This is a genomic window from Pseudohongiella sp. SYSU M77423 (assembly GCF_029911965.1).
Taxonomy (GTDB): Bacteria; Pseudomonadota; Gammaproteobacteria; order Pseudomonadales; family Pseudohongiellaceae; genus Pseudohongiella.
This window is the reverse complement of the sequence record NZ_JARYTH010000001.1, coordinates 298,105-323,818: the sequence shown is the minus strand read 5'-3', so window position 1 is coordinate 323,818 and position 25,714 is coordinate 298,105. Positions and strand designations below refer to the sequence as shown.

The 25,714-nt window shown below is 56.3% G+C and carries 26 protein-coding genes and 1 tRNA gene; 12 read left to right on the top strand and 15 right to left on the bottom strand.

Annotated elements, in window-relative coordinates:
* Positions 1-63: 63 nt before the first annotated feature.
* The 11 genes from QGM61_RS01450 to QGM61_RS01400 form a co-directional block, all read right to left on the bottom strand.
* Complete coding sequence (locus QGM61_RS01450) at positions 64-1,743, bottom strand: CocE/NonD family hydrolase (protein ID WP_281131597.1); 1,680 nt, start codon at positions 1,741-1,743, stop codon at positions 64-66.
* A gap of 69 nt (positions 1,744-1,812) precedes the next feature.
* The gene (locus QGM61_RS01445; protein WP_281131596.1) at positions 1,813-3,117 is read right to left on the bottom strand and encodes an AMP-binding protein; all 1,305 of its coding nucleotides are present in this window, start codon (positions 3,115-3,117) and stop codon (positions 1,813-1,815) included.
* A gap of 2 nt (positions 3,118-3,119) precedes the next feature.
* A complete protein-coding gene (pyp, locus tag QGM61_RS01440; protein WP_281131595.1) occupies positions 3,120-3,500 on the bottom strand; it encodes a photoactive yellow protein in 381 nt (126 codons plus the stop codon).
* 167 nt (positions 3,501-3,667) lie between these two features.
* Positions 3,668-4,774 carry a tetratricopeptide repeat protein gene (locus QGM61_RS01435; protein WP_281131594.1) on the bottom strand — a complete coding sequence of 369 codons (1,107 nt, stop codon included), beginning with the start codon at positions 4,772-4,774 and terminating at the stop codon, positions 3,668-3,670.
* A gap of 63 nt (positions 4,775-4,837) precedes the next feature.
* Positions 4,838-6,172 carry a phenylacetate--CoA ligase family protein gene (locus tag QGM61_RS01430; RefSeq protein ID WP_281131593.1) on the bottom strand — a complete coding sequence of 445 codons (1,335 nt, stop codon included), beginning with the start codon at positions 6,170-6,172 and terminating at the stop codon, positions 4,838-4,840.
* Between the two features lie 40 nt (positions 6,173-6,212).
* Positions 6,213-6,289: transfer RNA gene (locus QGM61_RS01425), tRNA-Pro, on the bottom strand.
* Between the two features lie 120 nt (positions 6,290-6,409).
* A complete protein-coding gene (locus tag QGM61_RS01420) occupies positions 6,410-6,838 on the bottom strand; it encodes a DoxX family protein (protein ID WP_281131592.1) in 429 nt (142 codons plus the stop codon).
* Between the two features lie 79 nt (positions 6,839-6,917).
* Positions 6,918-8,675, bottom strand: coding sequence for an alpha-amylase family glycosyl hydrolase (locus QGM61_RS01415; RefSeq protein ID WP_281131591.1), 1,758 nt, complete (start codon positions 8,673-8,675; stop codon positions 6,918-6,920).
* Positions 8,672-9,898 carry a glycosyl transferase gene (locus QGM61_RS01410; RefSeq protein WP_281131590.1) on the bottom strand — a complete coding sequence of 409 codons (1,227 nt, stop codon included), beginning with the start codon at positions 9,896-9,898 and terminating at the stop codon, positions 8,672-8,674. Before QGM61_RS01410 ends, QGM61_RS01415 begins: the two co-directional genes overlap by 4 nt.
* Before the next feature lie 4 nt (positions 9,899-9,902).
* A complete protein-coding gene (locus QGM61_RS01405) occupies positions 9,903-10,778 on the bottom strand; it encodes an HAD-IIB family hydrolase (RefSeq protein WP_281131589.1) in 876 nt (291 codons plus the stop codon).
* The gene (locus QGM61_RS01400) at positions 10,768-11,709 is read right to left on the bottom strand and encodes a hypothetical protein (RefSeq protein ID WP_281131588.1); all 942 of its coding nucleotides are present in this window, start codon (positions 11,707-11,709) and stop codon (positions 10,768-10,770) included. Before QGM61_RS01400 ends, QGM61_RS01405 begins: the two co-directional genes overlap by 11 nt.
* Before the next feature lie 308 nt (positions 11,710-12,017).
* Here QGM61_RS01400 and QGM61_RS01395 point away from each other — a divergent pair, with 308 nt between their 5' ends.
* Complete coding sequence (locus tag QGM61_RS01395; protein ID WP_281131587.1) at positions 12,018-13,163, top strand: DnaT-like ssDNA-binding domain-containing protein; 1,146 nt, start codon at positions 12,018-12,020, stop codon at positions 13,161-13,163.
* The gene (locus QGM61_RS01390) at positions 13,075-13,752 is read left to right on the top strand and encodes a replication protein P (RefSeq protein WP_281131586.1); all 678 of its coding nucleotides are present in this window, start codon (positions 13,075-13,077) and stop codon (positions 13,750-13,752) included. The genes QGM61_RS01395 and QGM61_RS01390 overlap by 89 nt, the downstream gene beginning before the upstream one ends.
* A gap of 5 nt (positions 13,753-13,757) precedes the next feature.
* On the opposite strand, the gene QGM61_RS01385 is transcribed toward QGM61_RS01390, so the two are convergent.
* Entirely contained in the window at positions 13,758-14,114 is a 357-nt protein-coding gene (locus tag QGM61_RS01385; RefSeq protein WP_281131585.1) for a PilZ domain-containing protein, read from the bottom strand.
* 218 nt (positions 14,115-14,332) lie between these two features.
* The gene (gene ettA, locus QGM61_RS01380; RefSeq protein WP_281131584.1) at positions 14,333-16,000 is read right to left on the bottom strand and encodes an energy-dependent translational throttle protein EttA; all 1,668 of its coding nucleotides are present in this window, start codon (positions 15,998-16,000) and stop codon (positions 14,333-14,335) included.
* 282 nt (positions 16,001-16,282) lie between these two features.
* On the opposite strand from ettA, the gene glyA reads away from it, so the two are divergent.
* From glyA to ribA, 10 genes are all read left to right on the top strand, one after another.
* Positions 16,283-17,542 (top strand): serine hydroxymethyltransferase, encoded by a 1,260-nt coding sequence (glyA, locus tag QGM61_RS01375; RefSeq protein WP_281131583.1) that lies wholly within the window; start codon positions 16,283-16,285, stop codon positions 17,540-17,542.
* Positions 17,543-17,565: 23 nt separating this feature from the next.
* The gene (gene nrdR, locus QGM61_RS01370) at positions 17,566-18,018 is read left to right on the top strand and encodes a transcriptional regulator NrdR (RefSeq protein ID WP_237133184.1); all 453 of its coding nucleotides are present in this window, start codon (positions 17,566-17,568) and stop codon (positions 18,016-18,018) included.
* Between the two features lie 72 nt (positions 18,019-18,090).
* Entirely contained in the window at positions 18,091-19,206 is a 1,116-nt protein-coding gene (gene ribD / locus QGM61_RS01365) for a bifunctional diaminohydroxyphosphoribosylaminopyrimidine deaminase/5-amino-6-(5-phosphoribosylamino)uracil reductase RibD (protein WP_281132063.1), read from the top strand.
* Positions 19,207-19,219: 13 nt separating this feature from the next.
* Complete coding sequence (locus QGM61_RS01360; RefSeq protein ID WP_281131582.1) at positions 19,220-19,891, top strand: riboflavin synthase; 672 nt, start codon at positions 19,220-19,222, stop codon at positions 19,889-19,891.
* 63 nt (positions 19,892-19,954) lie between these two features.
* Positions 19,955-21,076, top strand: coding sequence for a bifunctional 3,4-dihydroxy-2-butanone-4-phosphate synthase/GTP cyclohydrolase II (gene ribBA, locus QGM61_RS01355; RefSeq protein WP_281131581.1), 1,122 nt, complete (start codon positions 19,955-19,957; stop codon positions 21,074-21,076).
* 22 nt (positions 21,077-21,098) lie between these two features.
* The gene (gene ribE / locus QGM61_RS01350) at positions 21,099-21,575 is read left to right on the top strand and encodes a 6,7-dimethyl-8-ribityllumazine synthase (protein ID WP_237133187.1); all 477 of its coding nucleotides are present in this window, start codon (positions 21,099-21,101) and stop codon (positions 21,573-21,575) included.
* A gap of 3 nt (positions 21,576-21,578) precedes the next feature.
* Positions 21,579-22,094, top strand: coding sequence for a transcription antitermination factor NusB (gene nusB / locus QGM61_RS01345; RefSeq protein ID WP_411268745.1), 516 nt, complete (start codon positions 21,579-21,581; stop codon positions 22,092-22,094).
* Positions 22,081-23,085: a thiamine-phosphate kinase gene (thiL, locus tag QGM61_RS01340; RefSeq protein WP_281131580.1), complete on the top strand. Its 1,005-nt coding sequence runs from the start codon at positions 22,081-22,083 to the stop codon at positions 23,083-23,085. The genes nusB and thiL overlap by 14 nt, the downstream gene beginning before the upstream one ends.
* A gap of 17 nt (positions 23,086-23,102) precedes the next feature.
* Positions 23,103-23,579 carry a phosphatidylglycerophosphatase A gene (locus tag QGM61_RS01335; protein WP_281131579.1) on the top strand — a complete coding sequence of 159 codons (477 nt, stop codon included), beginning with the start codon at positions 23,103-23,105 and terminating at the stop codon, positions 23,577-23,579.
* Between the two features lie 11 nt (positions 23,580-23,590).
* On the top strand, positions 23,591-24,181 hold the full coding sequence (gene ribA, locus QGM61_RS01330) for a GTP cyclohydrolase II (protein WP_281131578.1): 591 nt from the start codon (positions 23,591-23,593) through the stop codon (positions 24,179-24,181).
* Positions 24,182-24,205: 24 nt separating this feature from the next.
* Here ribA and QGM61_RS01325 read toward each other — a convergent pair whose 3' ends face one another.
* Together QGM61_RS01325 and cobO are read right to left on the bottom strand one after the other, a co-directional pair.
* The gene (locus QGM61_RS01325) at positions 24,206-25,075 is read right to left on the bottom strand and encodes a cobalamin-binding protein (protein WP_281131577.1); all 870 of its coding nucleotides are present in this window, start codon (positions 25,073-25,075) and stop codon (positions 24,206-24,208) included.
* A 10-nt stretch (positions 25,076-25,085) separates the two neighbouring features.
* Positions 25,086-25,694, bottom strand: a complete 609-nt coding sequence (gene cobO, locus QGM61_RS01320; protein WP_237133192.1) for a cob(I)yrinic acid a,c-diamide adenosyltransferase — start codon at positions 25,692-25,694, stop codon at positions 25,086-25,088.
* Positions 25,695-25,714 lie beyond the last annotated feature (20 nt).

The following is a 25,714-nucleotide window of genomic DNA, read 5'->3' as shown; positions in this document are numbered from 1 at the left end:
GAAAATGCTGATTGCCGCCCGCCCTGCCTGTTCATGAGGCAGGACGGGTGCAGTATCTCGATATCAATCCAGTGACTCACTGACCACCGGCAGCACAATTGCCGAGGGTCGCTGGCTGTCGAAATAGATTGTGTTCTCGGCCGTTTTGGCTGGCGCCGCCATGTCGTCCAGCGCTGCACCATTATTGGGGTTTACCGCAAAGCGTGGGTAGTTGCTTGAGGTGACGTGCACGCCAATGCGATGGCCCTTCTCGAAGGTCTGTGCCGTACTCCACATATTAATGGTCAGTTTCTCAACTTCGCCGGGCGTCATCATCTTCACGTCTTCGGCATTCTGGCCGTCGCGAAAGCGGGTACGCAGCGGATAGTCAAGAATCAGTGCTTCGTAGCCGTCCGGGTAGATATCCACCAGCTTGACGACGAAGTCGGTATCCAGCGCATCAGTGGCTACATACAGCTCCATGTCGATATGGCCGGCGACTACTACGTCCTCTTCCAGCACCTCGGTTTCGAAACGCAGGTAGTCCTGGCGCTCACCAATTTCGCGCTGGTCGCGGGGGCCTACATCCTGGCCCAGATTCTGGCCGCCGACAGTGGGTACGGGGTTAGCAGGATCAAATTGATAGGTCTTCGATGCGTTGCTGGCATCCGGCATCTCTGTGCTCAGGCTCATGTCCGGCTGCAGATAGAAACGGGTAAGCTCGTGCTGGGGCGGCCAGCTGTCGGCGTGTACCACCCGGTTTTTGTCGGAAACAGCACCTTTACGAGCAGAGGCCATCATGTAGTAGCTGACCGGCGGTTCGTCCATGATGCCGTTGTCGATGTCCTTCAGCCAGTAATCCCACCAGCGAAGTTGCTGCTCCATGTCACCATTGATCAGACCGCCGCCGGGATACTCCAGGTCTCCCTGCAGCACGCCATGGCCAAAGGCACCCATAAACAGTTTCTGTTTGCCACGCGCCTCAGGGTGGCCCTCGTTCTGCAGATAGACGAAGTTGTGCAGTGAACCCTCGGCGTAAATGTCGTGCCAGCCACCGACGTTATAGACAGGAATTTGCACATTCTCGCGATGGAACAGGAAGTCCGTGGCGCGCCACTGTTCGTCCAGCACCGCGCGGGCGCGGTAGGCATTGATGACGTCCTCGCTGACGCCCTGACCGCGCAGCCAGCCACCGGAATGACTTTCTTTAAACACACCGCCTACAAAGCGGGATCGATAGAAAAGGCTGTCCGGTGCAACGGTGACATAGGCTGCCGTCAGGCTGGGTGGCGCTGACGCAGCGGCCAGGTTGGAGGTGATGCCGGGCGCAGAAGTACCAAAGATGCCAATCTTGCCGTCGCTGAATGACTGGTCGGCTATCCATTCCACCGTGTCGTAGCCATCTTCTATGTCTGTTTCGAAAGGACGGTTTTCACCTTCCGAGTCATAGCGACCACGGACGTCCTGAGATACCAGCGCGTAACCGCGCTCGTTATAGGTCGCTGCGCTGCGGTCGGCGCCATCCTTGTCATAGGGAGTCCGTGTCAGCACCACCGGCCAGGGGCCATCGCCTTCCGGCAGGTAGATGTTGGTTGCCAGATTCACGCCATCGCGCATCGGGACCATAACGATATCTTTGGTCTGAGCGAGGGCTGTCGTAGCAAATAAACCAATGGTATTGGCGATCAGAAGCAGTACTAGAGTAAGTGCATGATTTTTAATGGCCTGCACATGTCTCTGGGCGTGGTGCTTATTCTCAGGCATGGGTGAGTCCTCAGTTATTTTTTCACCCATATTCCACTATTTTCATGGCAAAAAAAAGCCTGAGTGCGATCAGGTCACAGTGAAAGCGGAGCGGAAAAGTCGAGTGCCTTCTATGCGTGGGAAGCTTTCTGGCTGCCAACTGATGACCTTGCCCAGAGATGAGCGCGGGAGACTGGCCCCAACAACTACCGATGCCGGTGGTGGCACATTGCCAAGTCGTGTATCCATCCAGTCGTTAAACTGTTGGCACCACGGAGCGGATGGCTGGGATTCATGATTGAGCGCCAGAAAAATATGCAGTTGACGTTGAGTGTCGGTGCCGCTCGTATTGACCACTGCGGCGGCAACATCTGAATGTTGCTCTATGATCTCAGCAAGTGCTGACAGCTGTACATTATGGCCGTTGATCTTGATGGTGGCATCCCGTCTTCCGAGCAGCTGGATTGTCTCGGGTCCGGTTTTGAGCAGATTGTCTTGCAGTTCGACCTCAAGATCTGTCTTACAATGGTGTAGTTTCCACCTTTCCTGGTTCTGCTCCAATTGCCAATACGGCAGCAGTCGGTAGTCGCTTCCATCCTGCACGCGGTAAGCGACGCCAGCTGATTCGGTGCTGCCATAAATTTCAAGCAGACTGGACTGTGGATATCTCTGACGAATCGCGCGGGCGATATCTGCCGGTAAGGCCCCGGCTGAGCTGATACCGATAAAGCGGTCGGGGAGTTTCATGTCCAACTGCAGCAACAACTGCCAAAGGTCGGGTGTGCAAATCAATACATCACCATCTTTGAGTGTTTTTACCCATGTGGTCGGCAGGGAAGTCGCAGGATGTACCCTATAAACAGGTAGCGACATGACGCCGGGCAGCAGCTGGCTCCAGATAAAGCCGTAGATATGATGAGAGGGTACCGTCGAGATCAATCGTCTAGGTGCCACATCTAATCCATTCAGAACCTGCTCAAATGCCTGGCACTCTGTCAGAAGGTGATCGACAGTGTGCAGAGTCATTACCGGCGATCCGGTTGAACCAGATGAGTAGAAGCCAATCTGCGAGTCATCGGCCTGCAGGCTGCGTCGCATCACTTCCAGCCAGCCCTGAAAGGATCGCCGGGCCAGCAGCAGGTCGGACAGGCCGGTGCGGTCCAGTCCGAGGCTGCCAGCGGCACGGCTCGCCATGCTGATCATATCCAGTGAGTTCATGGCGAACGAGCGCGGATCGTCCAGCAGGCTGGCGGGATCAAACTCTGGATCTGCCAGCAACTCAGACAGCCCGCGGCGCTGCAACACATCGCGCAGGAAATCCCGCAGCCAGCGTTGCAGCCCATCGCTGTCAGCGTTGGCGCCGCAGCCCGGGGAAGTGCGCCACCATGCTGTCACGGTCAGAGACGTTTAACGAAGATCCAGAAGCTGCCACCAACCAGAGCGGGTTTCATATGAACTTTTACTTTGGTGGGTGTCATCTGATAGTCAAAGGTGTATTCCAGCATCACGCTGTTGTGGTCTTTGACGACCTTGTCGAATGCACCTTTGAATTTTGGCGTGTTGGTACAGGGCGCAACGTCGGTAAAGAAATTTTTACCGATTACCTGAGCTGGCGTGCGTCCAGTGATAGCGCCTTCGGTCTGATTGTACTGAATGATTTTACCTGTACTGTCCAGCTGGATGGCACCAAAAGCCAGGCCATCAATTTCGCTGCTGCTCATTTTGGCGAGTTTGTTTTCCAGGTCATTGGCGCCAAAATCGATTATTTCCAGAGACATACTACTTACCTTCTGTGTGTTGTTGATGGGCCTTGTACGCACTGGAGCGGATGGGCAGATCACCGGTGTACATTGTTTTTCATTGGAGAGCGGGTTTTCACAGTCGAGTGCACCAGTGGTGCGATGCCTGTACAGGCTGGTTGTTAGATTAGGGAGACCAGGAACCTTCAGGGTGAAGGTTCGGCTGTTGGCTGCTCAGCAGACCCGATAGGCTCTTCGCGCCTTAGTCGTACCGAACCAGGGTTGCGGCGTGCGTAGGCAATCATCCAGCGCAGGGCCATCAGTTCAGCCTGCTCAATAGACTCCGGGTCCATTTGCTCGCGCAGCTGTGTCAGGTAGCGGGGGGCCTGCTCATTGCCAAACCGGTAGGAGATTTCATACCACATGTGGCCGATTGTCAGATTTTGTTCCAATCCCAGGCCATCGGCATAAATGCGCCCCAGGAAAAGTTGTGCCAGCGAGTCGCCACGGTGGGCGGCTTCATTGAACCAGGTGTGTGCCTGTTCATAGTCGCGCGGCAATTGCTCATTATTGCCGGAGGAGTACAGCATGCCCAGTTGTGTCTGCGCATCGCGCATGCCCTGTTCGGCGGCCATGGCAAACAGGTCACGGGCTTTGAGAACGTCGCGCTCCACCCCCTGACCTGCGGAATACATCATGGCGGCATTGTACTGCGCATCGGCACTGCCGTTTTCTGCTGCCATTTCAAACCAGGTCAATGCCACGATCGGGCTTGCCTCGGTTCCCATACCAGACAGGTGCATGACACCCAGATTGTATTGTGCGTCGCGATGGCCCTGACGGGCTGCTTCCTGGTACCAGCGGATGGCTGCCTCGTAGTCGCGCGGTCTGCCCTGGCCGTAGAAGTTCATGGTGCCGACAGCGTACTGGCCGTCCGCGCTACCCTGTTCCGCAGCCTGGCGGTACCAGTAGTAGGCTTCGCGATAGTCCTGGGGTATGCCTTCGCCGCGATCGTACATCAGCCCGAGGTTAAACTGCGCCTGCACAATGCCCTGCTGAGCGGCCAGTGCGTATAACTGCATGGCGCGTTCGTGATCAACCTGGGTGCCGATTCCCTGGTGATACATCAGGCCCAGATTGAACTGCGCCAGAGCATGCCCAATCATCGCGCCTTCTGTGAAGTTCTCAATGGCTGTGTCGTAGTCTTCATCCTGAAAGGCCTGAAGTCCGACATTAACATCGTAGGATTGAGCGTGAGCGCCGAGGCTGGCGCTGGCAAGTAGTATTGATATGACTAGAAGGATGATTCGCATATCTGCGATTGTAGCTTGAAGCCCCTCCCAGTGAAACAACTGTCCGATAAAGCGGGGCCAAAATCAGCCGGCCTGCCAGCCCTGGTCGATTCTTATGAATTCCTGACGTTTGCGCCCCTTGCCCCAGTCGATCTGTTGTTGGTCACGGATGTGCAGGGAAATGTCCGCCAGGCCATTACGTGTAAAAATCTGCTGCAGTCTATGAAGCTCTTCCTGCGTCAACGCCCGGTCGGAGCTTACCAGTAGTTCCAGGTCGAGTCCCTGATATTGCCGGATCTGGAACTGGCGGACGGCCTCGATGCGTCCAATCTCGTCACCCAGGAACGGCATGGGGATGCGCGTGCCGTTACTCAGCTCAATCATGTGTCGCTCGCGTCCCCACAGCTTGTCGATAACCGGCCATGCCAGCCCGCATCCGCAGGGTTCTCCCCATTGCGCGAGATCTCCCAGATCGTATCGAATCAGCGGCATGACGGCACTTTGCAAAGAGGTGGCCAGCACGCGACCAGGCACACCCGGTGGGCAGGGCTTAAGCTCGTCGTCGACAATTTCCAGCAGCACCGTCGGGCTGACCGCATGGAGTTTGCCGTGAGTTGGACATTCCAGGGCCAGCCAGCCAAGCTCCTCGCAGGAATAGCGGTCGATTATCGGGGCGGCAAAGGCCTGCTGACAAAGCGCACGATCACGTGGGCTGATGCGCTCCCAGTGGGATAAAACCTGTTTAAGCGGGAGTGTGATGCCGCGTTGCAGCGCTCTGTCGGCAAGCTCTCCGGCCAGATTGGGGCTGCATTTCAGGTAGTCGGGCTGAAAAGACTGCAGCCAGTCCAGATGACCGTCAAGGGAATCCTGCTCTGCGGCGCGTACTTCGCTTTCTCCGTGATATCCCAGTGCTGCGTGCATGTTGCCCCAGGACTTTTGTCTGGCCGGTTTCATGCCTGTGCCGAGAACTGCAAAACGACGATTAGGGTCGCGTTGATGCCACTGAGTCTCAAGCCAGGAGATGGCTGAGTAAAGTGGCTGATATCGGCTGATATCTTTTTCCACGCGCACAGGCGTTCCCGTTGAGCCGGAGCTCTGCGCAATTTTCATCTGCCGGGCCGGCATGTCTGGCCAGTGCGCGCGAAACTGCGCCGCGTCTACCTGCAGGTCATCCCGGCTTAGCGCCGGTAGCCGAGTGAGGATATCCATCGCGTTTCCTGCGGGGCTGAATGCCGCCTGCTCCAGACGCTGGCGCCAGGCTGGTGAATAGCGATGCGCATGCGCAAATACGGCCATCAGCTGTTGCTGCTGTGCCGTGCTGATGGCTGAGATACTGTCTGACTGCCAGTGTTGCAGTTGCTCAACCAGATTCAGGATCTGGGTGACCGAGGGATGATAAAAGCGAATGGGCTGCAGCATGACAGGTGATTAAATCATTCTCCCTGTAGCTGAAGAAATTTGGTCGGAGTGAGAGGATTTGAACCTCCGACCCCCGCCTCCCGAAGACGGTGCTCTACCAGGCTGAGCTACACTCCGATGGGTCACGCAATCAGGTACAGGCTTTTGCACCTGACCGGGGCGCATAATATGTCAGAATCGTTGTCGTTTTCCAAGAGGGTTAATGGAAAATCCCGCCGTCTGACGGCTTGTTCCCGGTCAGCGGGCTGCCGATCTATTATCAATACTGTAGGCGCCCGCACCGGCGTTGATAAGCACCAGCAGCCCGGCGGTTATGCCCATGTTTTTAAAAAAGTTCTGCGTTTCGTGACTGCGCTGCAGACCTTCTTCCATGGTCCAGAAATCATGCATGACCAGGCTGATGATCACCGTCATGCCGGCCAGCAGGAAGGCATAGAGTCTGACCTGGTAACCCACAAAGAAAGCAAGGGCGCCGCTGACCTGAATGATGCCCGACAGGATCAGGAAAAACGGAATGAACACCATGCCGTGAGAGGCCATGTACTCGACGTGCGTATCGTACTGGGTGAACTTCATCAGACCAGGGAGCAGAAAGTACACACCCAGTATGATGCGTCCGGCTGGTGTAGCCAGCTTCTGAATGGTTTGTTGCGCGACATCCAGCATGGGCTGGCTCCTGTGCTCAATTAATATTAAGCACATCATACGCGAATAAGCTGACGTCCGATCACTGCAATACGTAATTTTATCGATTACTGAGCCAGACGCTTTGATAGGGCGCCAGAGTAAGCTGCGACTGATTGAGGGTGATGGGTGTGTCGCTGATCAGATCCCGCCAGTCATCGGTGTCAATCAGGTTAATGTCTGACAAAGAAATGGTCTGCTCAGTGTCTGACACATTGTTGAGTGCAAAAATACTCTGCTCGCGCTGCAGGCTTTGACGCCAGAACGCAAACACCGCATCACCCAGGTGCAGCGTGAACTGTGTGGCGTTCGGGTGGAAAGCCGGCTGTTGCTGGCGGATCTGTAACAGGTGTTTGAGCTGCTGGAGCACCTGGCTATGGTGGCTGTCCGGGTCGGCAAGGGCCGTATTCAGGGCATGCTGGGGCCAGCGGCGGCGATTGATATGGCGGTTGTGCTGTGTTCTCGCCACCCGCTCCAGATCATTGCCACTGCCTATCAGACTGTGAAAGTACAGGGCAGGAATACCTTCCAGAGCCAGCAGAATGGCATGTGCACAGATAAAACGCTGCAGGTGCCATTGATCGGGCCCCAGGTGACTGTTCGCAATGGTGAAGGAGAGAGCATCCCACAGGCTGACATTCAGTTCATAGGGGCGGCGCGTCAGACTGGACGTGGCACGCCAGGACACCAGTCCGCCAGCTCTCTCGGTGGCTGTAATAAGATCGTGTATTTCCTCATCACTCAGCAGGCCTTCTGCCGGACGCAACCCGATACCGTCATGCGAGGCAATGAAGTTAAAGTAAAAGGTTCCCATCTGTGCCGGCGGCATGCTCATCAGCCAGTTTTTAAGGTGGCGGCAGTTGCCGTTCAGCAAGGTGAACAGCAGCAGGGGTGGCAGGGAAAAATTGTAAATGCTGTGCGCTTCGTTGGCATTGCCGAAGTAGCTCAGATTCTCCCGTTTTGGAATATTGGTTTCGGTAATGATGATGGCGTCGGGGTTGGCGTTTTCGATAAGCGCACGTAGCAGGCGGACAATCTCATGTGTCTGTTCCAGGTTCAGACAGACGGTGCCAATTTCCTTCCAGATAAATGCAACGGCATCTAGCCTGAAAACACTGACCTTGCGATCCAGATACAGTCGAACAATGCGGACAAACTCCACAAGGACTTTAGGGTTGCTGAAATCAAAATCGACCTGGTCATGACCGAAGGTGCACCAGACATGTTTCAGGCCGTCTTTAGTTTCGGTCGGACGTAACAGGTCGCTGGTGCGCGGGCGAATGACCTCGCTCAGATCCAGCTCCGGGCTGGCGCAGAAAAAGTAGTCTGCACCAGGATCAGTACCAGCAATAAAATTCCTGAACCAGGGGTGTTCGGAAGAACAATGATTGATGACCAGGTCGGCCATCAATCGGAAATGCGCAGCGATATCTTCTATGTCCTGCCAGGAGCCTACTGCAGCATCTACCTCTGTGTATTCCTTGACAGCGAATCCGTCATCGGAGCTCCATGGAAAAAACGGCAGAATGTGTACGCCGGTAATCGCTCCGCGCAGGTGCGTATCCAGGAAGCTGCGCAGTGCCTGCAATGGCGTATGGGGTGCCGGCGTATCCGCGTCCGGCAGCACATTGTCGGCGTAACAGATCAAATACGAGTCACGCTCGCTCCAGTGACCTGGTCGCCGTGCAGACTGGCTGGCCTTGGGTGGCAGCCGCATCTCTTCCAGCAGCTGGCGTGCCAAAGTCTCGATCGCCGCTGGCGGCAGTTCGGCGTAAATATGCGTCAGGTGATTGACGACACGCTGAAACAGATCTGTCATTTATTGAGGAACTCCTCTGTATCTGCATCCACTGCTGCCCGGATCTGTTCAAGGATGTCGGGAACGGCGCTGCATACCCGATTCCAGCTGGGGATGAAGGGGGTCTCCATGGGGTTGTCGAGAAAGTAGTCACCAGCCTGTTTGATATTCTGGGCAAACAGTTCCACTGCCTGTTCCTCCTTGTGAATGTCGAGTGTCAGACCATTGATCAGGGCGTCGTTGCGGTAGGTCTCAACAAAATCCAGTGCGATGCGGAAGTAGGTTGCCTTCAAAGTGCGAAAGGTCTCGCTGGACAGCACCACACCATTGGTCGCCAGTTTTCTGAAGATCGCTTTGGCAATATCAACAGACATTTTTGACAGACCCGCGGCCGCATTATCGGCGGAAAGATCCTGGTGCTTGTGATCGTAGATATCGGCGATATCGACCTGGCAGATGCGGTTGGTGGAATAGTTGCGATACATCTCGGACAGTATGCCGATCTCCAGTCCCCAGTCGCTGGGGATGCGCAGATCATGCACCACATCCGTCCGGAATGAGAACTCACCCGCGAGTGGATAGCGGAAGCTGTCGAGGTAGTCCAGATAGTCCAGGGAGCCAAATACCTTTTTTAGGGCGCGTAGCAGTGGGGTCACCATCAGGCGGCATACCCGGCCATTGATTTTGCCGTCGGCGACACGGGCGTAGTAGCCTTTGCAGAACTGATAATTGAAACCCGGATTGGCAACCGGATAGATCAGTCGGGCGAGTAATTCTCTGGAGTAGGTCAGGATGTCACAGTCATGCAGGGCGATGGCCTGGCTCTTGCGTGACGCCAGTGTGTAACCCAGGCAGTACCAGACATTGCGGCCTTTGCCCGCTTCTGTTGGCGCCAGGCCCATCTCCTGCAAACGCGCATCAATGGCGCGCAGCCTTGGGCCGTCATTCCAGAGTATGCGGTGATGCTGGGGCAGTCGGCCAAAGAATTCACCGGCATGCAGGTACTGCTCTTTGTTGGCGCGGTCGAGGCCTATCACAATCTGGCTGAGGTAAGGCACTTTCTGCAGCTCGTCGATGATATTGGGCAGTGCTGGTCCCTCCAGTTCGGAGAACAGCGATGGCAGAATCAGCGTCATCGGACGCATTTTTGAAAATACCTGCAGCTCGTATTCCAGCTCTGGCAACGGCCGGCGACTGAGATTGTGGAGCGTGGTCACAACGCCGTTTTGATGAAAATCTCCCATGCTTTTATCCTCGCTGTTTGTTACCTGGCTGAATCAGTTCGCTGATGCACTCCGCCCATCCGGCGGGTCCGGTCGACTGACTGATGCGTAAGTTTTTGATGTTGTTATGAGTTGGCAGTGCGTGTGCTGGAGAGCGAATCAGCACGGGGTGATCGGCGGCCTGCAGCATGGCCAGATCATTGCCGCTATCGCCCAGCGCCACGGTTTCGAATGGCTTCTGGTAGATATCCCGGTAGCAGGCCGAAAGCGCCTGCAGTGCGCGCCCCTTGTCGCTGGGTCCCAGCACATGGATAAAGCGTCCGCCCTGAAGCAGCGTCAGGCCCAGCGCGGCTACCTGCTTTTTGAACCCGGCAAGTGACGGTTCACTGTCGCGCCAGATTAGCGGTTCGCTGTAGCGTCTTTGCTGTGCCTTTCGCGCCTGCTCTTTATTCAGTCCGGTCAGCTCGCAGACGGTGTCCACATCCGTCATGCTCAGTACCAGAAAGTCGAATGAGGATTGCAGCGGCATCAGTTGCTCGTGGATCGAGGCCAGCTCGGCGCCCAACACACAAACAGACAGTGGCTGGTCGTCGTCCAGCGCTTCAATGCTTTGCCAGGTGGCGGAGCCCATTACCTGTCTGGCCTGTTCCGCAAAGGCCTGGTCAGGGAAGCAGATGGCGGAGCCGTTCTCGACAATGAAGGGGCAGTCCAGATTCAGCTCGCTGGCCAGTGACTGGCACTCATCGATGGTTTTGCTGGTGTTGAAAATCACCGGAACCTTTAGCGCCTGCAGCTCTGCCAGCGTGCCAAGCGCGGCGTCCGCGCTATAACTGTAATGGTCGATCAGTGTGCCATCCAGGTCGGTGAATATCAGTAGCCCGGGGCGCTGTTCAGTGTTCACGATACAACCCCGCTGTGATGCGATGATTGGTGTCCAGAGTAAACACAACATCCGCTTTTGAAGGTAATGTAGACAGCGAGTGAGCCGTCAGGCGCTGATAGTGCGCGATAAAGCGGCTGATCTGTTCGGCGTTCATCAGTCGCAGCTTCGGCGCCTCGTTTGCCGATGTTGAATCAGCCAGGCGTCTGGCCAGCTGTTGTTCCTGATGCAGGCGCCAGGCAAACACACAGTCGAAGTCAGGGGCTTTCACCATCACCAGCATGTCGAGCTGCCGAAACAGGGTCTGGTAGTCAGCTGCCAGTGCCGTATTGACGTAATGGCGCCACAGGCCGCCCGGGTCCTCTGTGGACTCCAGTGTATTGACCGGTTCGGCAAGCTGCTCATCTGACTGCGGGCCCAGGCCAATGCACCAGCCCTCAAAGAGCACCACGGCGACTGGTTCTGTCAGGCGCTGCCAGTTCTCAGCAGCCACCACGTCGTCGACTGCTTTATCGAATGCCGGCAACTGGACAGGCTGCCCGTGCTTGAGTCGGGTAATAGTATCCATTGCGAGCTGTGTGTCATGAGTGCCGGGGACGCCCCGTGTTACCAGCAGGGGATGTGCAGACATGGCCAGGTCCTGCCGTGCGCGTCGTGACAGATAGAAATCATCCAGCGACAGTGCAGCAGTGAGTAAGCCATGACATTGTTCCAGTAGCATTTTTAGTGTCCGTGCCAGCGTGGTCTTACCTGTGCCTTGTGCACCATTTATGCCAATGCAGACTGGAGTTGCTGTTTTATGGTGCAGATTGGCGATGTGCTGAGCCAGCGGTACGAACCACCTCACGGCATCCTGGAGCCAGGTGTCGGGAAGATTTTCCTCAACCATTATCAGCGTCAGCAGATCTTCGACCGATTGCTGGCGGCTGGTCTTTTCCGGTTCTGTGGCCATGATTGTCTCCCTGACGCCCTTGCGTGGATCGCCTGAAGGTGGGTTGCACCATATTGGTGCGCCAAATCAGGTGCCTTCCTGTGATGCGCTGCGAGCCGCCCCCGCTGCTGGCAGGCCCAGTTTACGATGCGGTGCAATGAAGCCGTCAGCTTTATGTCTTAGCCAGCCAGCGCTGTGTTAAGCTTGCCGTTCTCTCAGGCGGTCAGCCTGCCGGTCTGCTATCGAGGTCCCGGGAGCTGATAAAAACGTCACTTGATCATTTAAGCATTCAATAACATTAAATAGATAAAGCAAACTCCGGTCCAGTTATGCAGTCTTCGCTGATTCCCGAACGTCCACTGATCGTGTCACCGACACTGGCCGCCACCATTGGTCTGGAAGAGGCCGTGCTGCTGCACGTGCTGAGCGAACAGCTGAGTTTTCGTGGTGCGCAGCGGCGCGATGGCTTGAGCTGGGTGGAGCTTGGGCAACAGGACCTGCTCGACCTGATGCCGTTCTGGGCCTGGATCGATATCAAGCGTATACAGCAAAGCCTGCAGGAACTGGGCCTGCTGTTGGTAGATGCCGGCACTTCGCGCGGGGACAGCTGGTTTTTCGCGATCAACCAGAAAGAGTCTGTCGGCCAGACTGCGCAAGCCAGTTCAGCGCCTGCACCCGTGACTGCTCCGGTGCCCCGGTCGACGCCTGATCAGCCCGGCAGGGCCAGCTATATTGCTGCAGACTGGCAGCCGGATCACGAATGGCTGGTGCTGTGTGGTCAACATGGCGTTCCTGAGGATTTCGCTCGATCGCTGGTGCCCGGGTTTGTGATGTACTGGCGAGACCGGGGTCAATCGCGCTTTTCCTGGGGTAATGTGTTCTACAAGCATGTGCTGCAAAAGTGGCGCGAAGATCAGAGTCGACGCAGCGCGGGTTCTCTGGAAACACCGATGTCCTCTCGCTGGCGCCCGGGTGAAGAAGCAATAGCCATACTGGTCAATGCCGGCATCAGTGAGGCCTTCATTGAGGACGCCATTCCCGAATTTGTTCTATACTGGCGTGAACGCGGCGAGCAGGACGGTGCCTGGAATACGCGCTTTGTTGGCCATATACGCCGGCAATGGGCGCGCTATCAGGCCTCGGTGGAGCACGATGGTGTGCCGCGGCCGATTCCGGAAGGCTGGCAGCCCAGCGAGGAAGTATTTGATGTGCTGCGCCTGGCCGAGATTGATGAGCAGTTTGCGCGCGACAAGATACCCGAGTTTGTTCTCTATTGGCGTGATGCAGGCCAGGTCCAGGCTTCCTGGAACACCAAATTCCTGCAATTCATCAAATTCGCCTGGGCGCGGCGACCTGAAGCGATCGGGACAGGAGTGATTCAATCCCATGCAAGAGATCAACAAACTGTTGAGCGAGATCGACACGGACTCGAAGCCGCATTCCGGCGCTTCACAGACCGAAGCTGGGCAGAGTGAGCGGCGTCAGCAGCGCGAGCCCAATTCCCCTGATCTGATTGATGCGATCAACCAGATATTTGCCGAATTTGAACTGGCCTATCACAACCAGTATCACAAGGCTTACGGTGATTCCGATCGCCTGGTACTGACTAAAAAATACTGGCTGGAGTGTCTGGCAGATCTGCATCCCAGGCAACTGGTCGCGGCCGCCCGGCAACTGGTCAAAACACAGGATTTTCTACCAACGATTTCCGCTGTCCGTCGTGCCTGCGAGCGTGGTTATGAGCTGTTTGGTCTGCCATCAACACGTGATGCCTATATCGAAGCATGTCGCGCGCCAGCGCCCAAGTCAGCCTACCAATGGAGTCACCCGGCCGTGTATCGCGCTGGCAAAGCTACTGACTGGTTTTTACTGGCTTCTGAGCCAGAAGAGAAGGTTTTCCCGGTTTTCTCCCGCTATTACCAACAGCTGTGTGATCGAGTGCTACGGGGCGAAAAACTGGATGATCCCATCCCGCCGGCACTGGGCAGCAGTCCGGACAAGCCTTTGAGTTTTGCAGAGAGGGAGCGTCGACTGGCAGCGCTGCGCGACAAACTGGACGTGTAAACGTTTCAGCTCAGCAGGTGCAGTTCGCGTTCCAGCAGGCTGGTATCACCGGTGTTCAGCTCCACCAGGCGGCGCAGGTGGGTCATGCTGTCGACATCGATGTAATCGCAGGCCAGCCCCACGTGGTCACCCCGGTGATTGGCGACATGAGTGACCATGCAGATCTGCACGTCACCACCCAGATGGATCACTACATCAACAGGCTCTTCGTCATTCAGGGTTTGATCGGGTAGCAGTTGCACAAGCGCGCCGCGCAGTGACAGATCCACCAGCTGAACGATAAAGTCCCGCCCCGGCTGGCTCACAATGGTTTCAGCGTCAAAAAAGACGCGGGTAAACGCGCGTTGCTGCTCTTCTGTCATTTTGCTGGGCTGTCCTGTCAACTGCTGTCAGGCCCTGACCCTGCACCGTTGGCGATGCATTGTCAGGGAGGTGTTGACGTAATATCGGCATCCCTGCCAGAAAGTTGAGCTGAGATTATGCCCCCAGGGTATTTATGCCCCCCCCGGGTATTTATGCCCCCCGGGTATTTATGCCCTCTGGGTATTTATGCCCTCTGGGTATTTATGCCCCGGGGTAGTTATGCCAGTTTACGGTACTTGATACGGGTTGGTTGCGCTTCCGTACCCAGTCGCTTCTTGCGGTCGGCTTCGTAGTCGGTGTAGTTACCGTCGTGGAAGACCACCTGACTGTCACCCTCGAACGCCAGGATGTGGGTGCAGATACGGTCCAGGAACCAGCGGTCGTGCGACACGACGATCACGGTGCCCGGGAAGTTCAGCAGGCCTTCCTCCAGTGCACGCAGTGTTTCCACATCCAGGTCGTTGGTCGGTTCGTCGAGCAGCAGCACGTTGGCGCCGCGCTTGAGCAGTTTGGCCAGGTGAACACGGTTGCGCTCACCGCCAGACAGTTCCTTGATGTATTTCTGCTGGTCACTGCCCTTGAAGTTGAAGCGTCCCACATAGGCGCGTGACGGTACCTCGTAGCGGCCGATCTGCAGAATGTCCTGGCCCTCTGACAACTCTTCCCAGACAGTTTTGCTGTCGTCCAGCGAGTCACGGCTCTGATCAACATAAGCCATGTCCACGGTGTCGCCCAGCTCAATGCTGCCGCTGTCTGGCTGCTCGACGCCGGTCAGCATGCGCAGGAAGGTGGTTTTACCAGCACCGTTGCCGCCGATAATGCCAACGATGCCGCCCTTGGGCACTGCAAATGACAGATTGTCGATCAGCAGCCGATCACCAAAGCCCTTGGTCAGATTGTTGACCTCGATGACCTTGTCGCCCAGGCGCGGGCCTGGTGGAATGTAGAGTTCGGTAGTTTCATTGCGCTTCTGGAACTCCTGCGAGTTCAGCTCTTCAAAGCGTGCCAGGCGGGCCTTGCTCTTGGCCTGACGTCCTTTCGGGTTGTTGCGCACCCATTCCAGTTCTGAGCGAATGGTTTTCTCGCGGGCGGCTTCCTGCTTGGCCTCGATTTCCAGGCGTTTTTCCTTGGCCTCCAGCCAGTTGGTGTAATTGCCCTCGTAGGGGATGCCGTGACCGCGGTCCAGTTCCAGAATCCAGCCGGCCGCATTATCCAGGAAGTAGCGGTCGTGCGTGATGGCAACCACGGTACCGGGGAATTCGACCAGGAAGCGTTCCAGCCAGGCCACACTCTCGGCGTCCAGGTGGTTGGTCGGTTCGTCCAGCAGCAACATGTCCGGGTTGGAGAGCAACAGACGGCAGAGCGCGACACGGCGTTTCTCACCACCAGACAGTTTGGTGACATCGGCATCCCAGGGTGGCAGGCGCAATGCGTCGGCGGCGCGATCCAGCGTGCGCTCGATGTCCCAGCCATTCGAGGCATCAATGGCATTCTGCAGCTCGCCCTGGCGCTCGAGCAGCTCATTCATCTCATCATCGCTCATCGGCTCGGCAAAACGGTCGCTGATGGCGTTGAATTCTTCCAGCAGCTTGATGACCTCGCCCATGCCTTCCTCGACATTGCCGCGCACATCTTTTTCAGGATTCAGTTGGGGCTCCTGAGGCAGGTAACCGACATTAATGCCCGATTGCGCTCGCGCCTCGCCGTTATACTCCTTGTCTACGCCCGCCATGATGCGCAGCAGCGTGGATTTGCCGGAGCCGTTAAGGCCCAGGACGCCAATTTTTGCGCCTGGAAAAAACGACAGGGAAATGTCTTTGAGAATCTCTTTTTTGGGCGGTACAACCTTGCCTACGCGGTGCATGGTGTAAACGAACTGTGCCATAACGGGGTTTATCTCCGGGGCTTTAACAAGTTGAAGGATTTTACGGAGCGCGCCTGAGTTGAGGGCGCCTGATCAATGCGCGAATTCTAGCACGGAGCGGCGCGGTATTGGGGATAAGGCGCAGATGCAGTATCGACTCAGGGATGGCAATATCCCGTTGTGCTGTGATTTTAAGCCTTCTGATCGCTGGAGACTTGGCTTTTGAAGGGAATTTCCGGATGCTGATACGCTCCAGATCATGTAAAATGCGCCTCCAGTCATATTCCAGTCACGGGGAAACGCATGTTTGATACCAGCATGACCATCAAGAATTTTGATCCGGAGCTGTATGCTGCCATAGAAGGTGAGCGTCAGCGCCAGGAAGAGCACATCGAGCTGATTGCCTCAGAAAACTACACCAGCCCACGTGTGATGGAAGCGCAGGGCAGTGTTCTGACCAACAAATATGCGGAAGGGTATCCGGGCAAGCGCTACTACGGTGGCTGTGAATTCGTTGATGATGTGGAAACGCTGGCCATTGAACGCGCCAAAGAGCTGTTCGGTGCCGATTACGCCAACGTCCAGCCGCACTCCGGTTCGCAGGCCAATGCCGCTGTATACATGGCGCTGCTGAAGCCGGGTGATACCGTTCTGGGCATGAGCCTGGCGCATGGTGGTCACCTGACTCACGGTGCCAGCGTCAGCTTCTCCGGTCGCATCTACAATGCCGTGCAGTACGGTATCAACGAAGAAACCGGCGAAATCGACTACGAACAGGTAGAAGCGCTGGCCGTTGAACACCGCCCCAAAATGATCGTAGCCGGTTTTTCTGCCTACTCCCGCGTCATTGACTGGCTCAAATTCCGCGAAATCGCCGACAAGGTGGGCGCATACCTGCTGGTAGACATGGCTCATATCGCCGGTCTGGTCGCTGCAGGCGTTTACCCAAGTCCGGTCAAGATTGCTGACGTGACCACCACCACTACCCACAAAACACTGGGTGGACCGCGCGGTGGCATCATTCTCGCCAAGGCCAACCCGGAGCTGGAAAAGAAGCTGAATTTTGCCGTTTTCCCGGAAAGCCAGGGCGGCCCTTTGATGCATGTGATCGCCGGCAAGGCGGTGTGCTTCAAAGAAGCGATGAGCAAGGAATTCAAGGAGTACCAGAAGCAGGTGGTCGCCAATGCGCAGACCATGGCTGAAGGATTCATCAAGCGTGGCTTCGAGGTGGTTTCTGGTGGTACGGATGATCACCTGTTCCTGCTCAGCCTGGTCAAACAGGATATCACTGGTAAAGACGCGGATGCCGCTCTCGGTCGCGCTTACATTACCGTCAACAAGAATGCGGTTCCCAACGATCCACGTCCGCCATTCGTGACCAGTGGTCTGCGCATAGGTTCGCCGGCAGTCACTCGTCGTGGCATGAAAGAAAAAGAAGTCGCAGAACTGACTGAATGGATGTGCGACATTCTGGACGACATCGAGAACGAGTCGGTGATAGACACGGTACGCGAGAAGGTCAAGGCGCTGTGTGCGCGCTTCCCGGTGTACAAAAGCGCTTAAGCGCACACTAGAGACTGACAAGCATGCACTGTCCATTTTGTGGTGCGCTGGATACCAAGGTAATCGACTCACGCCTGGTCGCCGAGGGCGATCAGGTGCGGCGTCGTCGCGAATGCATCACCTGTGCCGAGCGTTTCACAACCTATGAGACAGCCGAGCTGGTCATGCCTCGCATCATCAAACAGAATGGCAATCGTGAGCCTTTTGATGAAGCGAAACTGTATTCCGGCCTGATGCGGGCGCTGGAAAAAAGACCGGTCAGTATAGAAAGTGTTGAGTCGGCCGTGAATCGCATCAAGCATCACATCCGCGCTACCGGCGAACGGGAAGTTCCCTCGCGTATGGTAGGCGAAGAAGTCATGAAAGAGCTGCGACAGCTGGATGAAGTTGCCTTCGTGCGATTTGCATCGGTGTATCGCAGCTTCAAGGATCTCAACGAATTCCGTGCCGAAATTGACCGGCTGTCCAACGAATAATACCAACCAGTTTTATAAGCCCTGCGGCCCGGACGAATAGGTGGAGCTAACACTGTGACGCCCGAATATTACATGCAGCGCGCCATTGAACTGGCGCAGTCCGTTCTGACGGCGACTCCCAACCCGCGGGTTGGCTGCGTGATTGTGCGCGACGGAAAAATAGTGGGTGAGGGCTGTCACGAACGTGTGGGGACGCCGCATGCTGAAGCCCATGCACTGAATGCAGCCGGCGAGCTGGCGCACGGCGCCACCGTGTACGTGACGCTGGAACCCTGTGCTCATATGGGCCGTACACCGCCGTGTTCTGATGCGCTGATAGACGCCGGCGTCAGTGAGGTCTACTACGGTGTTCAGGATCCCAATCCGCAGGTGTCGGGTCTGGGTCTGCAGAAGCTGCGCGATGCCGGTGTCACGGTCCACGGGCCGCTACTGGAAGAGGCATGCAGTGCACTCAACCTGGGATTCATGAAACGCATGCGCAGCGGCTTGCCTTGGGTACGCTGTAAAATGGCCATGAGCCTGGATGGACGCACCGCCATGGCTTCGGGCGAGAGCAAATGGATCACCGGTGCCGGCGCCCGCGCCGATGTGCAACTGATGCGGGCGGCCAGCTGCGCCATTGTGACGGGCGTCAACACTGTGCTCAGTGACGACCCCAGCCTTAACCTGCGGCTTGAGCAGATCCCGGAAGGGGAAGCGGGCGAGGTGCAGGCAGACAGGCAGCCACTGCGTGTGGTGATCGATTCGTCGTTACGGACCCCACCGGATTCGCGCATCATTTCGCTGCCGGGTAATATGCTGTTTCTGACGGGTAAACCGCATGCCCAGCAGCTGGCGCGCTTCAACAACAGCAGCGCGCAGATACGCCAGCTGTCGCAGTTGCCAGGCGGTCGTGTCAATCTGCTGGATGCCATGCAGACGCTGGCGCAGGAATACGCCTGCAACGAGGTCATGCTGGAGGCCGGTCCCACTCTGAGTGGCGCCATGGTGCAGGCAGGGCTGGTCGACGAAGTTGTCATCTATGTGGGTGCGCGATTCCTGGGCAGTGATGCCCTGCCGCTTTTCCACTTGCCAGGCATCAGCCGCATGCAGGATCACATTGCTCTGAAAATTACCGATGTTAAACAGATTGCCGATGACTGTCGTATAACCGCACGCCTGACCACTGGCAGTGACGCTCAGCGCTGATACAGGAAAAACCATGTTTACCGGAATCATAGAAGCAGTCGGCCACATTGCAGAACTGAAATTGCGCGGCAAGGAGTGGCGCCTGAAGGTGAGCTGTTCTTCGCTTGATATGTCGGATGTGCAACTGGGTGACAGTATTGCTGTCAATGGCTGCTGCCTGACCGTGACGGAGTTTGATGGCAGCAGTTTTTGCGCTGACGTGTCTAATGAAACACTCAGCCTGACCAGCTTTCAGAATTTGAAAGTGGGTTCCAAAGTGAACCTGGAAAAGGCCCTGATGCCGAAGAGCCGCCTCGGTGGCCACCTGGTCAGCGGTCACGTTGACGGCCTGGGTGAACTACTGGAACAACATGAGGATGGGGGTAGCTGGCGCCTGGTGTTCCGGGTGCCGGACGAGCTGGCAAAATACATCGCCCAGAAGGGATCAATCTGCATCGACGGGGCCAGTTTGACCGTCAATACTGTGGATGGGGCCTGCTTCGGTGTTAATATCATCCCCCACACGCAGCAGGCCACGATCATTCATACATATCGGCCGGGCCAGCGCGTCAACATAGAGGTCGACCAGATCGCCCGTTACCTGGAGCGATTGATGCTGGGCGAGCGGGCAGCTCAGGGACGGGACCACAAGCAGGCCGGCGGCATCACGGCAGAGTTTCTGAGCAGTCACGGTTTTGACCGCTGACAGAAACTGCAGAAAATTGAATTGAATCGACTGTAAATCCAGCGAGTGTAAGCAGCGGAGATTATGAAACTCAATACTGTTCAAGAACTGATCGACGATATCCGACAGGGCAAAATGGTCATTCTGATGGATGACGAGGATCGCGAGAACGAAGGCGATCTGATTATTGCAGCCGAAAGAGTGCGGGCTGAAGATATCAACTTCATGGCCAAAAATGCACGTGGACTGGTGTGTCTGACTCTGACGCGTGAGCGCTGTGAGCAGTTGGATCTCTCTCTGATGGTGTCGAAGAACAACACGCCATACAACACCAATTTTACAGCGTCGATTGAGGCAGCCACCGGGGTCACCACGGGTATTTCCGCGGCGGATCGAGCGCGTACCATTCAGGTTGCAGTGGCGCGCGACGCCAAGCCTGAGGATATCGTTCAGCCTGGCCACGTATTCCCCATCATGGCGCAGCCTGGTGGTGTCCTGCGTCGCGCCGGCCATACCGAGGCGGGTTGTGATCTGGCACGTCTGGCCGGTTTTACCCCGGCTGCTGCCATTGTGGAGATAATGAACGAAGACGGCACGATGGCCCGGCGTCCGGATCTTGAGATATTTGCAGAACAGCATGGACTCAAGATCGGCACCATCGTTGATCTGATTCACTATCGTATCGCCAACGAGCATACTGTCAGCCGCCGACAGAGTCACCAGGTTGTGACAGAGCACGGTGAGTTCACGCTGCATACCTTTGATGACACCATTTCCGGCGGCACGCACCTGGCTTTCACCATGGGTGATATAGTCAAGGATGACCCGACACTGGTACGAGTGCACATTGCCAGCACGCTGCGTGATGTATGTGACGTCATCGTGCCGGGTGCCACCAGTTGGTCATTCAGCCGTGCGCTGGCAAGAATCGCTGAAGAAGGCAAGGGCGTCGCAGTACTGCTGTCCGGTGACGACTACGATGAAGATATCAATGAAAGTATTGCCGGTGTGCTGGGCGAAAAGAAAGTGATACCCCGTCGCCATCGCCACGGTGGCAGTGATGTGACGATTGGTACTGGTTCACAGATTCTTCGTGAACTGGGAGTGGGCAAGATGCGCCTGCTGAGTTACCCGGCGAAGTTTAATGCCGTCACCGGATTCGATTTGGAAGTGGTTGAGTTTGTCCAGTTTGATGAGCCAGCCTGACTGACTTTACAGAGGAAAAAACATGAGTGAGATTCGTCGTATTGAGGGTGACTTTGTAAGCGGTTCTGGCCGTTACATCATTATTGCATCGCGATTTAACAGCTTTATCGTTGAGAAGCTGATCGATGGCGCAGTCGACACACTGGTGCGTCACGGTGTTGATAAGGAAAACATCAGTATCGTCATGGCGCCAGGTGCCTATGAGCTGCCAGTCCTGGCCAAGCACGTAGTTGCCAACCGTCCCTGCGATGCAGTGATTGCGCTGGGTGCAGTCATCCGCGGCGGCACGCCGCATTTTGACTATGTGGCAGGTGAGTGCGTCAAGGGCCTCAGCCAGGTCAGTCTGGACTCTGGTGTCCCTGTGGCATTTGGTGTTCTGACTGTCGATACAATCGAGCAGGCTATTGAACGTGCTGGTACCAAGGCTGGAAACAAAGGCGCCGAGGCTGCCATGGGTGCCATCGAAATGGTCAGCGTGCTCGGCAAGTTGGGAGCCTGATACGTGATCGATATTCCGGGAACCAGTGGCTCTTTGCCAGATGATGCCGTACCGGCCGAAAACGGTGGCGCTGGCAAAAAGGCGAAAGAGAAAAAATTGACCGACCGCCAGAAGGCGCGCCGCATGTTGCTGCAGGCGCTGTATCAATGGCAGATAGCTCGTGCGCCGGTCAATGAGATCGTTGCAGAGTTCCTGGTGTACTATCAGGGCAAGATTGATCGCGAGTTCTTCAAGGAAGTGTTCCCCGCTGTCATCGCACATGTCGACGAGCTTGATGCCATGATGCAGCCGCTGCTGGACCGTGAGTTAAAGTCACTGGACCCGGTGGAGATTTCATTGTTGCGTCTGGGGCTGTACGAACTGGCGCACCGCATAGATGTGCCCTACAAGGTGGTGATCAACGAGTCGGTGGAGCTAGCCAAGGTATTCGGCGCGACCGACGGCCACAAGTACATCAATGGGGTTCTCGACCGCGCATCAAAAGAACTGAGAGCATTGGAGCGCCGTGGCGCTGACTGAATTCGACATTATCCGGCAGTTTTTCATGTCGGAGTCCTTTGCGGCGGATCATCCGCATCTGGTCAAGGGGCCAGGCGATGATGCCGCCATCCTGTCATTGCCTGACGATCATGATCTGCTTGTGTCGGTTGATACACTGAACGAGTCTGTTCATTTTCTGCCAGACGCCGAACCCTCACTTCTGGCAGCGCGTTGCCTGGCCGTCAATGTGAGTGACCTGGCAGCCATGGGGGCCTCGCCACTTGGTTTCACGCTCGCGCTGAGCCTGCCGCAGGTCAGCCTCAGTTGGCTGCAGGCGTTCAGCGAAGGCCTGGCGAAGGCGGCGCTGGACGCAGACTGTCCGTTGATAGGAGGTGATACCACGCGCGGGCCTCTGTCGATCACGATTCAGGTGCACGGTATGGTGCCCAGAGGGCAGGCTCTGTTACGCTCCGGGGCGAGCGCTGGCGATGCTGTCTATGTTACCGGAACTCTTGGTGATGCGGCGGCTGCACTCTGGTGGATGCAGGGTGATTCGCGATTTGCGGCACAGGGAATGAGCAATGCAGAGGAACAGTACCTGCTGGACGCGTTCTATCAGCCAGCCAGTCGTATTGCTGTAGGTAAAGCGCTGCGCGGTATTGCCTCAGCCGCTCTGGATCTTTCAGACGGTCTGGCTTCGGATCTGCGTCACATTCTGAAAGCCAGCAGTGTATCTGGCGCTCGAATAGATTCCGGGCAGCTGCCAGTTTCCGAGTTATTGAAGCAGCGCGTCAGCCGGTCGGATCAAATCGAGCTGGCCATGGGTGGTGGTGATGATTACGAACTGTGTGTCTGCATCCCGCCCGCCCGAATCAGGGAGGCAGAGGCGACTTTAGCTGCTCTGCAGGTACCGTTTACCCGAATCGGTCAGCTTAGTAATGACCCGGAGATGATGGTGATTGCCAGCGATGGCAGTACCATGAATCTGAAGGCGACCGGGTATCATCATTTTCAGTCACATTCGAGCTGAGGCACAGGAAGTCTCTCATGGCAGCAACACCTGCATCCGTCTGGCGCAACCCCGTACACTTTCTGGCCTTTGGGCTGGGCAGCGGTGCCGCGCCAGTGGCGCCCGGAACGTTTGGCACCCTTGCCGCGGTCCTTATCTATCTGACGCTGCCGTCGATGGGCTGGATGTGGTATTTGTTGATGTTGCTGCTGACCTTTGTGGCAGGCATCTGGATATGTGGTAAAACAGCGGATGACATTGGCGTCCATGACCATGGCGGTATCGTCTGGGATGAGTTTGTCGGCCTGTGGCTGACGATGTTTCTGGCGCCACCTGGCTGGGTCTGGCTGCTGCTGGGATTTGTGCTGTTCAGGATTTTTGATGTGCTGAAGCCCTGGCCGATTCGCTGGTTGGACAGACGCGTGGCAGGCGGCTTTGGCATAATGATTGACGATATACTGGCAGGCATTTTTGCACTGCTGTGTCTGCAGATTGCCGCTGCATTTTTTGCGTAAGGGGAATACGAGTGAGAGTCAAGTTTGTTGCTTCTGCCAGGTTGCCGACTGAACACGGGGAGTTCAGTATCCATGGTTTTCAGGATATGGTGACAAGCAAAGAGCACGTGGTCCTGACGATGGGTGATCTGAGCACCGATGAACCGGTGGTCAGCCGGGTGCACTCAGAGTGCCTGACCGGTGATGCCCTGTTCAGCATGCGTTGCGACTGTGGGCCGCAGCTTGAGTTTGCAATGAAAAAAATTGCCGAGCATGGGCGCGGCATGATTCTGTACCTGCGTCAGGAGGGCCGTGGCATCGGTCTGCTGAACAAGCTGAAGGCCTACTCACTGCAGGACAAGGGCGCGGACACCGTTGAAGCCAATGTGCAGCTCGGTTTCGAACCTGATGCGCGCGAGTATGATGTCTGCAAACCGATGCTGGACCATTTCGGCGTCTCACAGGTCAGACTTTTGACCAATAATCCGCGCAAAGTCGACGCTTTGACCGAGCAGGGTATAGTAGTGGTTGACCGCATACCGATAGAGACAGGACTTAATCGCCACAACGAAAGCTATCTGGCAGTCAAGGTCAATAAGCTGGGACACCTGATACGTAAGTAGCGCGATGCGTCAGCGTGGCAGCTGTCATCTGGCCTTGTCGATGTGCTGACACATCAGGTCAAGCCCCTGCAGTGCTCTGAGACTGTGCCGTTGCACCAGATCCGGGGGGATGGTATACAGGTGGTTATTTGCTACTGCCGGCAACTGTGACCAGCGTCGCCAGTCCTCAAGCCAGGTGGGTGAGTTTTCATCCGAGCCACTGGCGATGATCACTTCCGGTTCTTTTAACAGCACGTCTTCCAGATTGACCTTTGGGCCCGTGCCCAGCTCGCGGAATACGTTCCGACCGCCGCAGACTTCGATCATGTCGTTGATCAGTTCGCTGCCGCCGACAGTCACCAGCGGCCGATCCCAGACCTGATAAAACACATCAATAAGCCTGTCATCGGCATAACGCCGGCTAGTGGCATCCAGCTGCTCGATAAAGTCCTCGGCCAGCGCATTGGCTCTTGTCTCGGTACCAGTGAGAACTCCCAGACGTTGCAGATGTGAGGCAATACTGCGAAGTGATTCAGGTTCTGCCGTGTAAACGGTAAACCCGAGCTCCTGCAGTCTTTGCAGAGAGCTGCGTGGATTGCCGGAGCGCCACGCGACGATCAGGTCCGGCTGCAGTGCAACGATCTGTTCCATGTCCAGCATGTCAAAGCGACCCACGACAGGCAGATCATTGGCAGCTGGCGGGTAATTGCTGAAATCCATGACGCCTACGATGCGGTCTCCCGCGCCCAGGCTGAACACCAGCTCGGTCATTGAAGGTGCCAGGGTAATAATACGCTGTGCAGGAGCCTGCAGCGTCACTGACTGATTGTTGTCGTCGGTAACGACCAGCGTCTGGGCGGACGCCGACATGCTCAACAGAAGCAACAGCAGCGCGCTCTGTAGTCTGACCCACATAAGCGGCAACTTAATAATCGATACCTTTCTGGACTTTGACACCGGCGTTAAAGGCATGTTTTACATCCGTGACTTCGCTGACAGTATCAGCCATGTCGATCAGCGCTTTGCTGGCATTGCGACCAGTGATGATAACGTGCTGGTCGGCCGGGCGGTCACGCAAGGCCTGGATAACCTCGTCGGCCGGCAGGTAGCCATAAGTAAGCATGTAGGTCAGTTCATCCAGCACAACGACCTGAACCTCAGGGTCGCGCAACAGACGTGCTGCGTGCTCCCAGGTCGCGGTCGCTGCTGCGATATCTGACTCGCGATCCTGGGTTTCCCAGGTAAATCCGGTATTCATTACATGAAATTCAACCAGCGGATGATCAGCAAACAGGCGGTGCTCGCCGCAATCCCACTGACCCTTGATAAACTGCACCACGCCACAGCGCAGGCCATGCCCGACACTGCGAGCCAGCATGCCAAACGCCGAAGAGCTTTTCCCTTTACCATTGCCAGTCAGGACCAGTAGCAGTCCCTTGTCGACTGTCGCAGCAGCAATGCGTTGATCAACATGCTCTTTTTTGCGCTGCATGGCTTTTTTGTGTCGGGCATTGCGATCGTCAGTGGCAGTCATGGTCAGATTGATTCCAGTAG

What these genes read in the sequence shown, in the direction of transcription:
- QGM61_RS01395 (WP_281131587.1), top strand. Translation starts at nt 12,018, where the DNA reads ATGCAGTCTTCGCTGATTCCCGAACGTCCACTGATCGTGTCACCGACA.
- QGM61_RS01390 (WP_281131586.1), top strand. Translation starts at nt 13,075, where the DNA reads ATGCAAGAGATCAACAAACTGTTGAGCGAGATCGACACGGACTCGAAG.
- QGM61_RS01450 (WP_281131597.1), bottom strand. Translation starts at nt 1,743, where the DNA reads ATGCCTGAGAATAAGCACCACGCCCAGAGACATGTGCAGGCCATTAAA.
- QGM61_RS01360 (WP_281131582.1), top strand. Translation starts at nt 19,220, where the DNA reads ATGTTTACCGGAATCATAGAAGCAGTCGGCCACATTGCAGAACTGAAA.
- QGM61_RS01335 (WP_281131579.1), top strand. Translation starts at nt 23,103, where the DNA reads ATGGCAGCAACACCTGCATCCGTCTGGCGCAACCCCGTACACTTTCTG.
- glyA (WP_281131583.1), top strand. Translation starts at nt 16,283, where the DNA reads ATGTTTGATACCAGCATGACCATCAAGAATTTTGATCCGGAGCTGTAT.
- QGM61_RS01430 (WP_281131593.1), bottom strand. Translation starts at nt 6,172, where the DNA reads ATGCTGCAGCCCATTCGCTTTTATCATCCCTCGGTCACCCAGATCCTG.
- QGM61_RS01400 (WP_281131588.1), bottom strand. Translation starts at nt 11,709, where the DNA reads ATGGCCACAGAACCGGAAAAGACCAGCCGCCAGCAATCGGTCGAAGAT.
- QGM61_RS01385 (WP_281131585.1), bottom strand. Translation starts at nt 14,114, where the DNA reads ATGACAGAAGAGCAGCAACGCGCGTTTACCCGCGTCTTTTTTGACGCT.
- ribD (WP_281132063.1), top strand. Translation starts at nt 18,091, where the DNA reads ATGCAGCGCGCCATTGAACTGGCGCAGTCCGTTCTGACGGCGACTCCC.
- QGM61_RS01325 (WP_281131577.1), bottom strand. Translation starts at nt 25,075, where the DNA reads ATGTGGGTCAGACTACAGAGCGCGCTGCTGTTGCTTCTGTTGAGCATG.
- QGM61_RS01415 (WP_281131591.1), bottom strand. Translation starts at nt 8,675, where the DNA reads ATGACAGATCTGTTTCAGCGTGTCGTCAATCACCTGACGCATATTTAC.
- QGM61_RS01420 (WP_281131592.1), bottom strand. Translation starts at nt 6,838, where the DNA reads ATGCTGGATGTCGCGCAACAAACCATTCAGAAGCTGGCTACACCAGCC.
- nrdR (WP_237133184.1), top strand. Translation starts at nt 17,566, where the DNA reads ATGCACTGTCCATTTTGTGGTGCGCTGGATACCAAGGTAATCGACTCA.
- QGM61_RS01410 (WP_281131590.1), bottom strand. Translation starts at nt 9,898, where the DNA reads ATGGGAGATTTTCATCAAAACGGCGTTGTGACCACGCTCCACAATCTC.
- ribBA (WP_281131581.1), top strand. Translation starts at nt 19,955, where the DNA reads ATGAAACTCAATACTGTTCAAGAACTGATCGACGATATCCGACAGGGC.
- cobO (WP_237133192.1), bottom strand. Translation starts at nt 25,694, where the DNA reads ATGACTGCCACTGACGATCGCAATGCCCGACACAAAAAAGCCATGCAG.
- QGM61_RS01435 (WP_281131594.1), bottom strand. Translation starts at nt 4,774, where the DNA reads ATGCGAATCATCCTTCTAGTCATATCAATACTACTTGCCAGCGCCAGC.
- ettA (WP_281131584.1), bottom strand. Translation starts at nt 16,000, where the DNA reads ATGGCACAGTTCGTTTACACCATGCACCGCGTAGGCAAGGTTGTACCG.
- ribE (WP_237133187.1), top strand. Translation starts at nt 21,099, where the DNA reads ATGAGTGAGATTCGTCGTATTGAGGGTGACTTTGTAAGCGGTTCTGGC.
- pyp (WP_281131595.1), bottom strand. Translation starts at nt 3,500, where the DNA reads ATGTCTCTGGAAATAATCGATTTTGGCGCCAATGACCTGGAAAACAAA.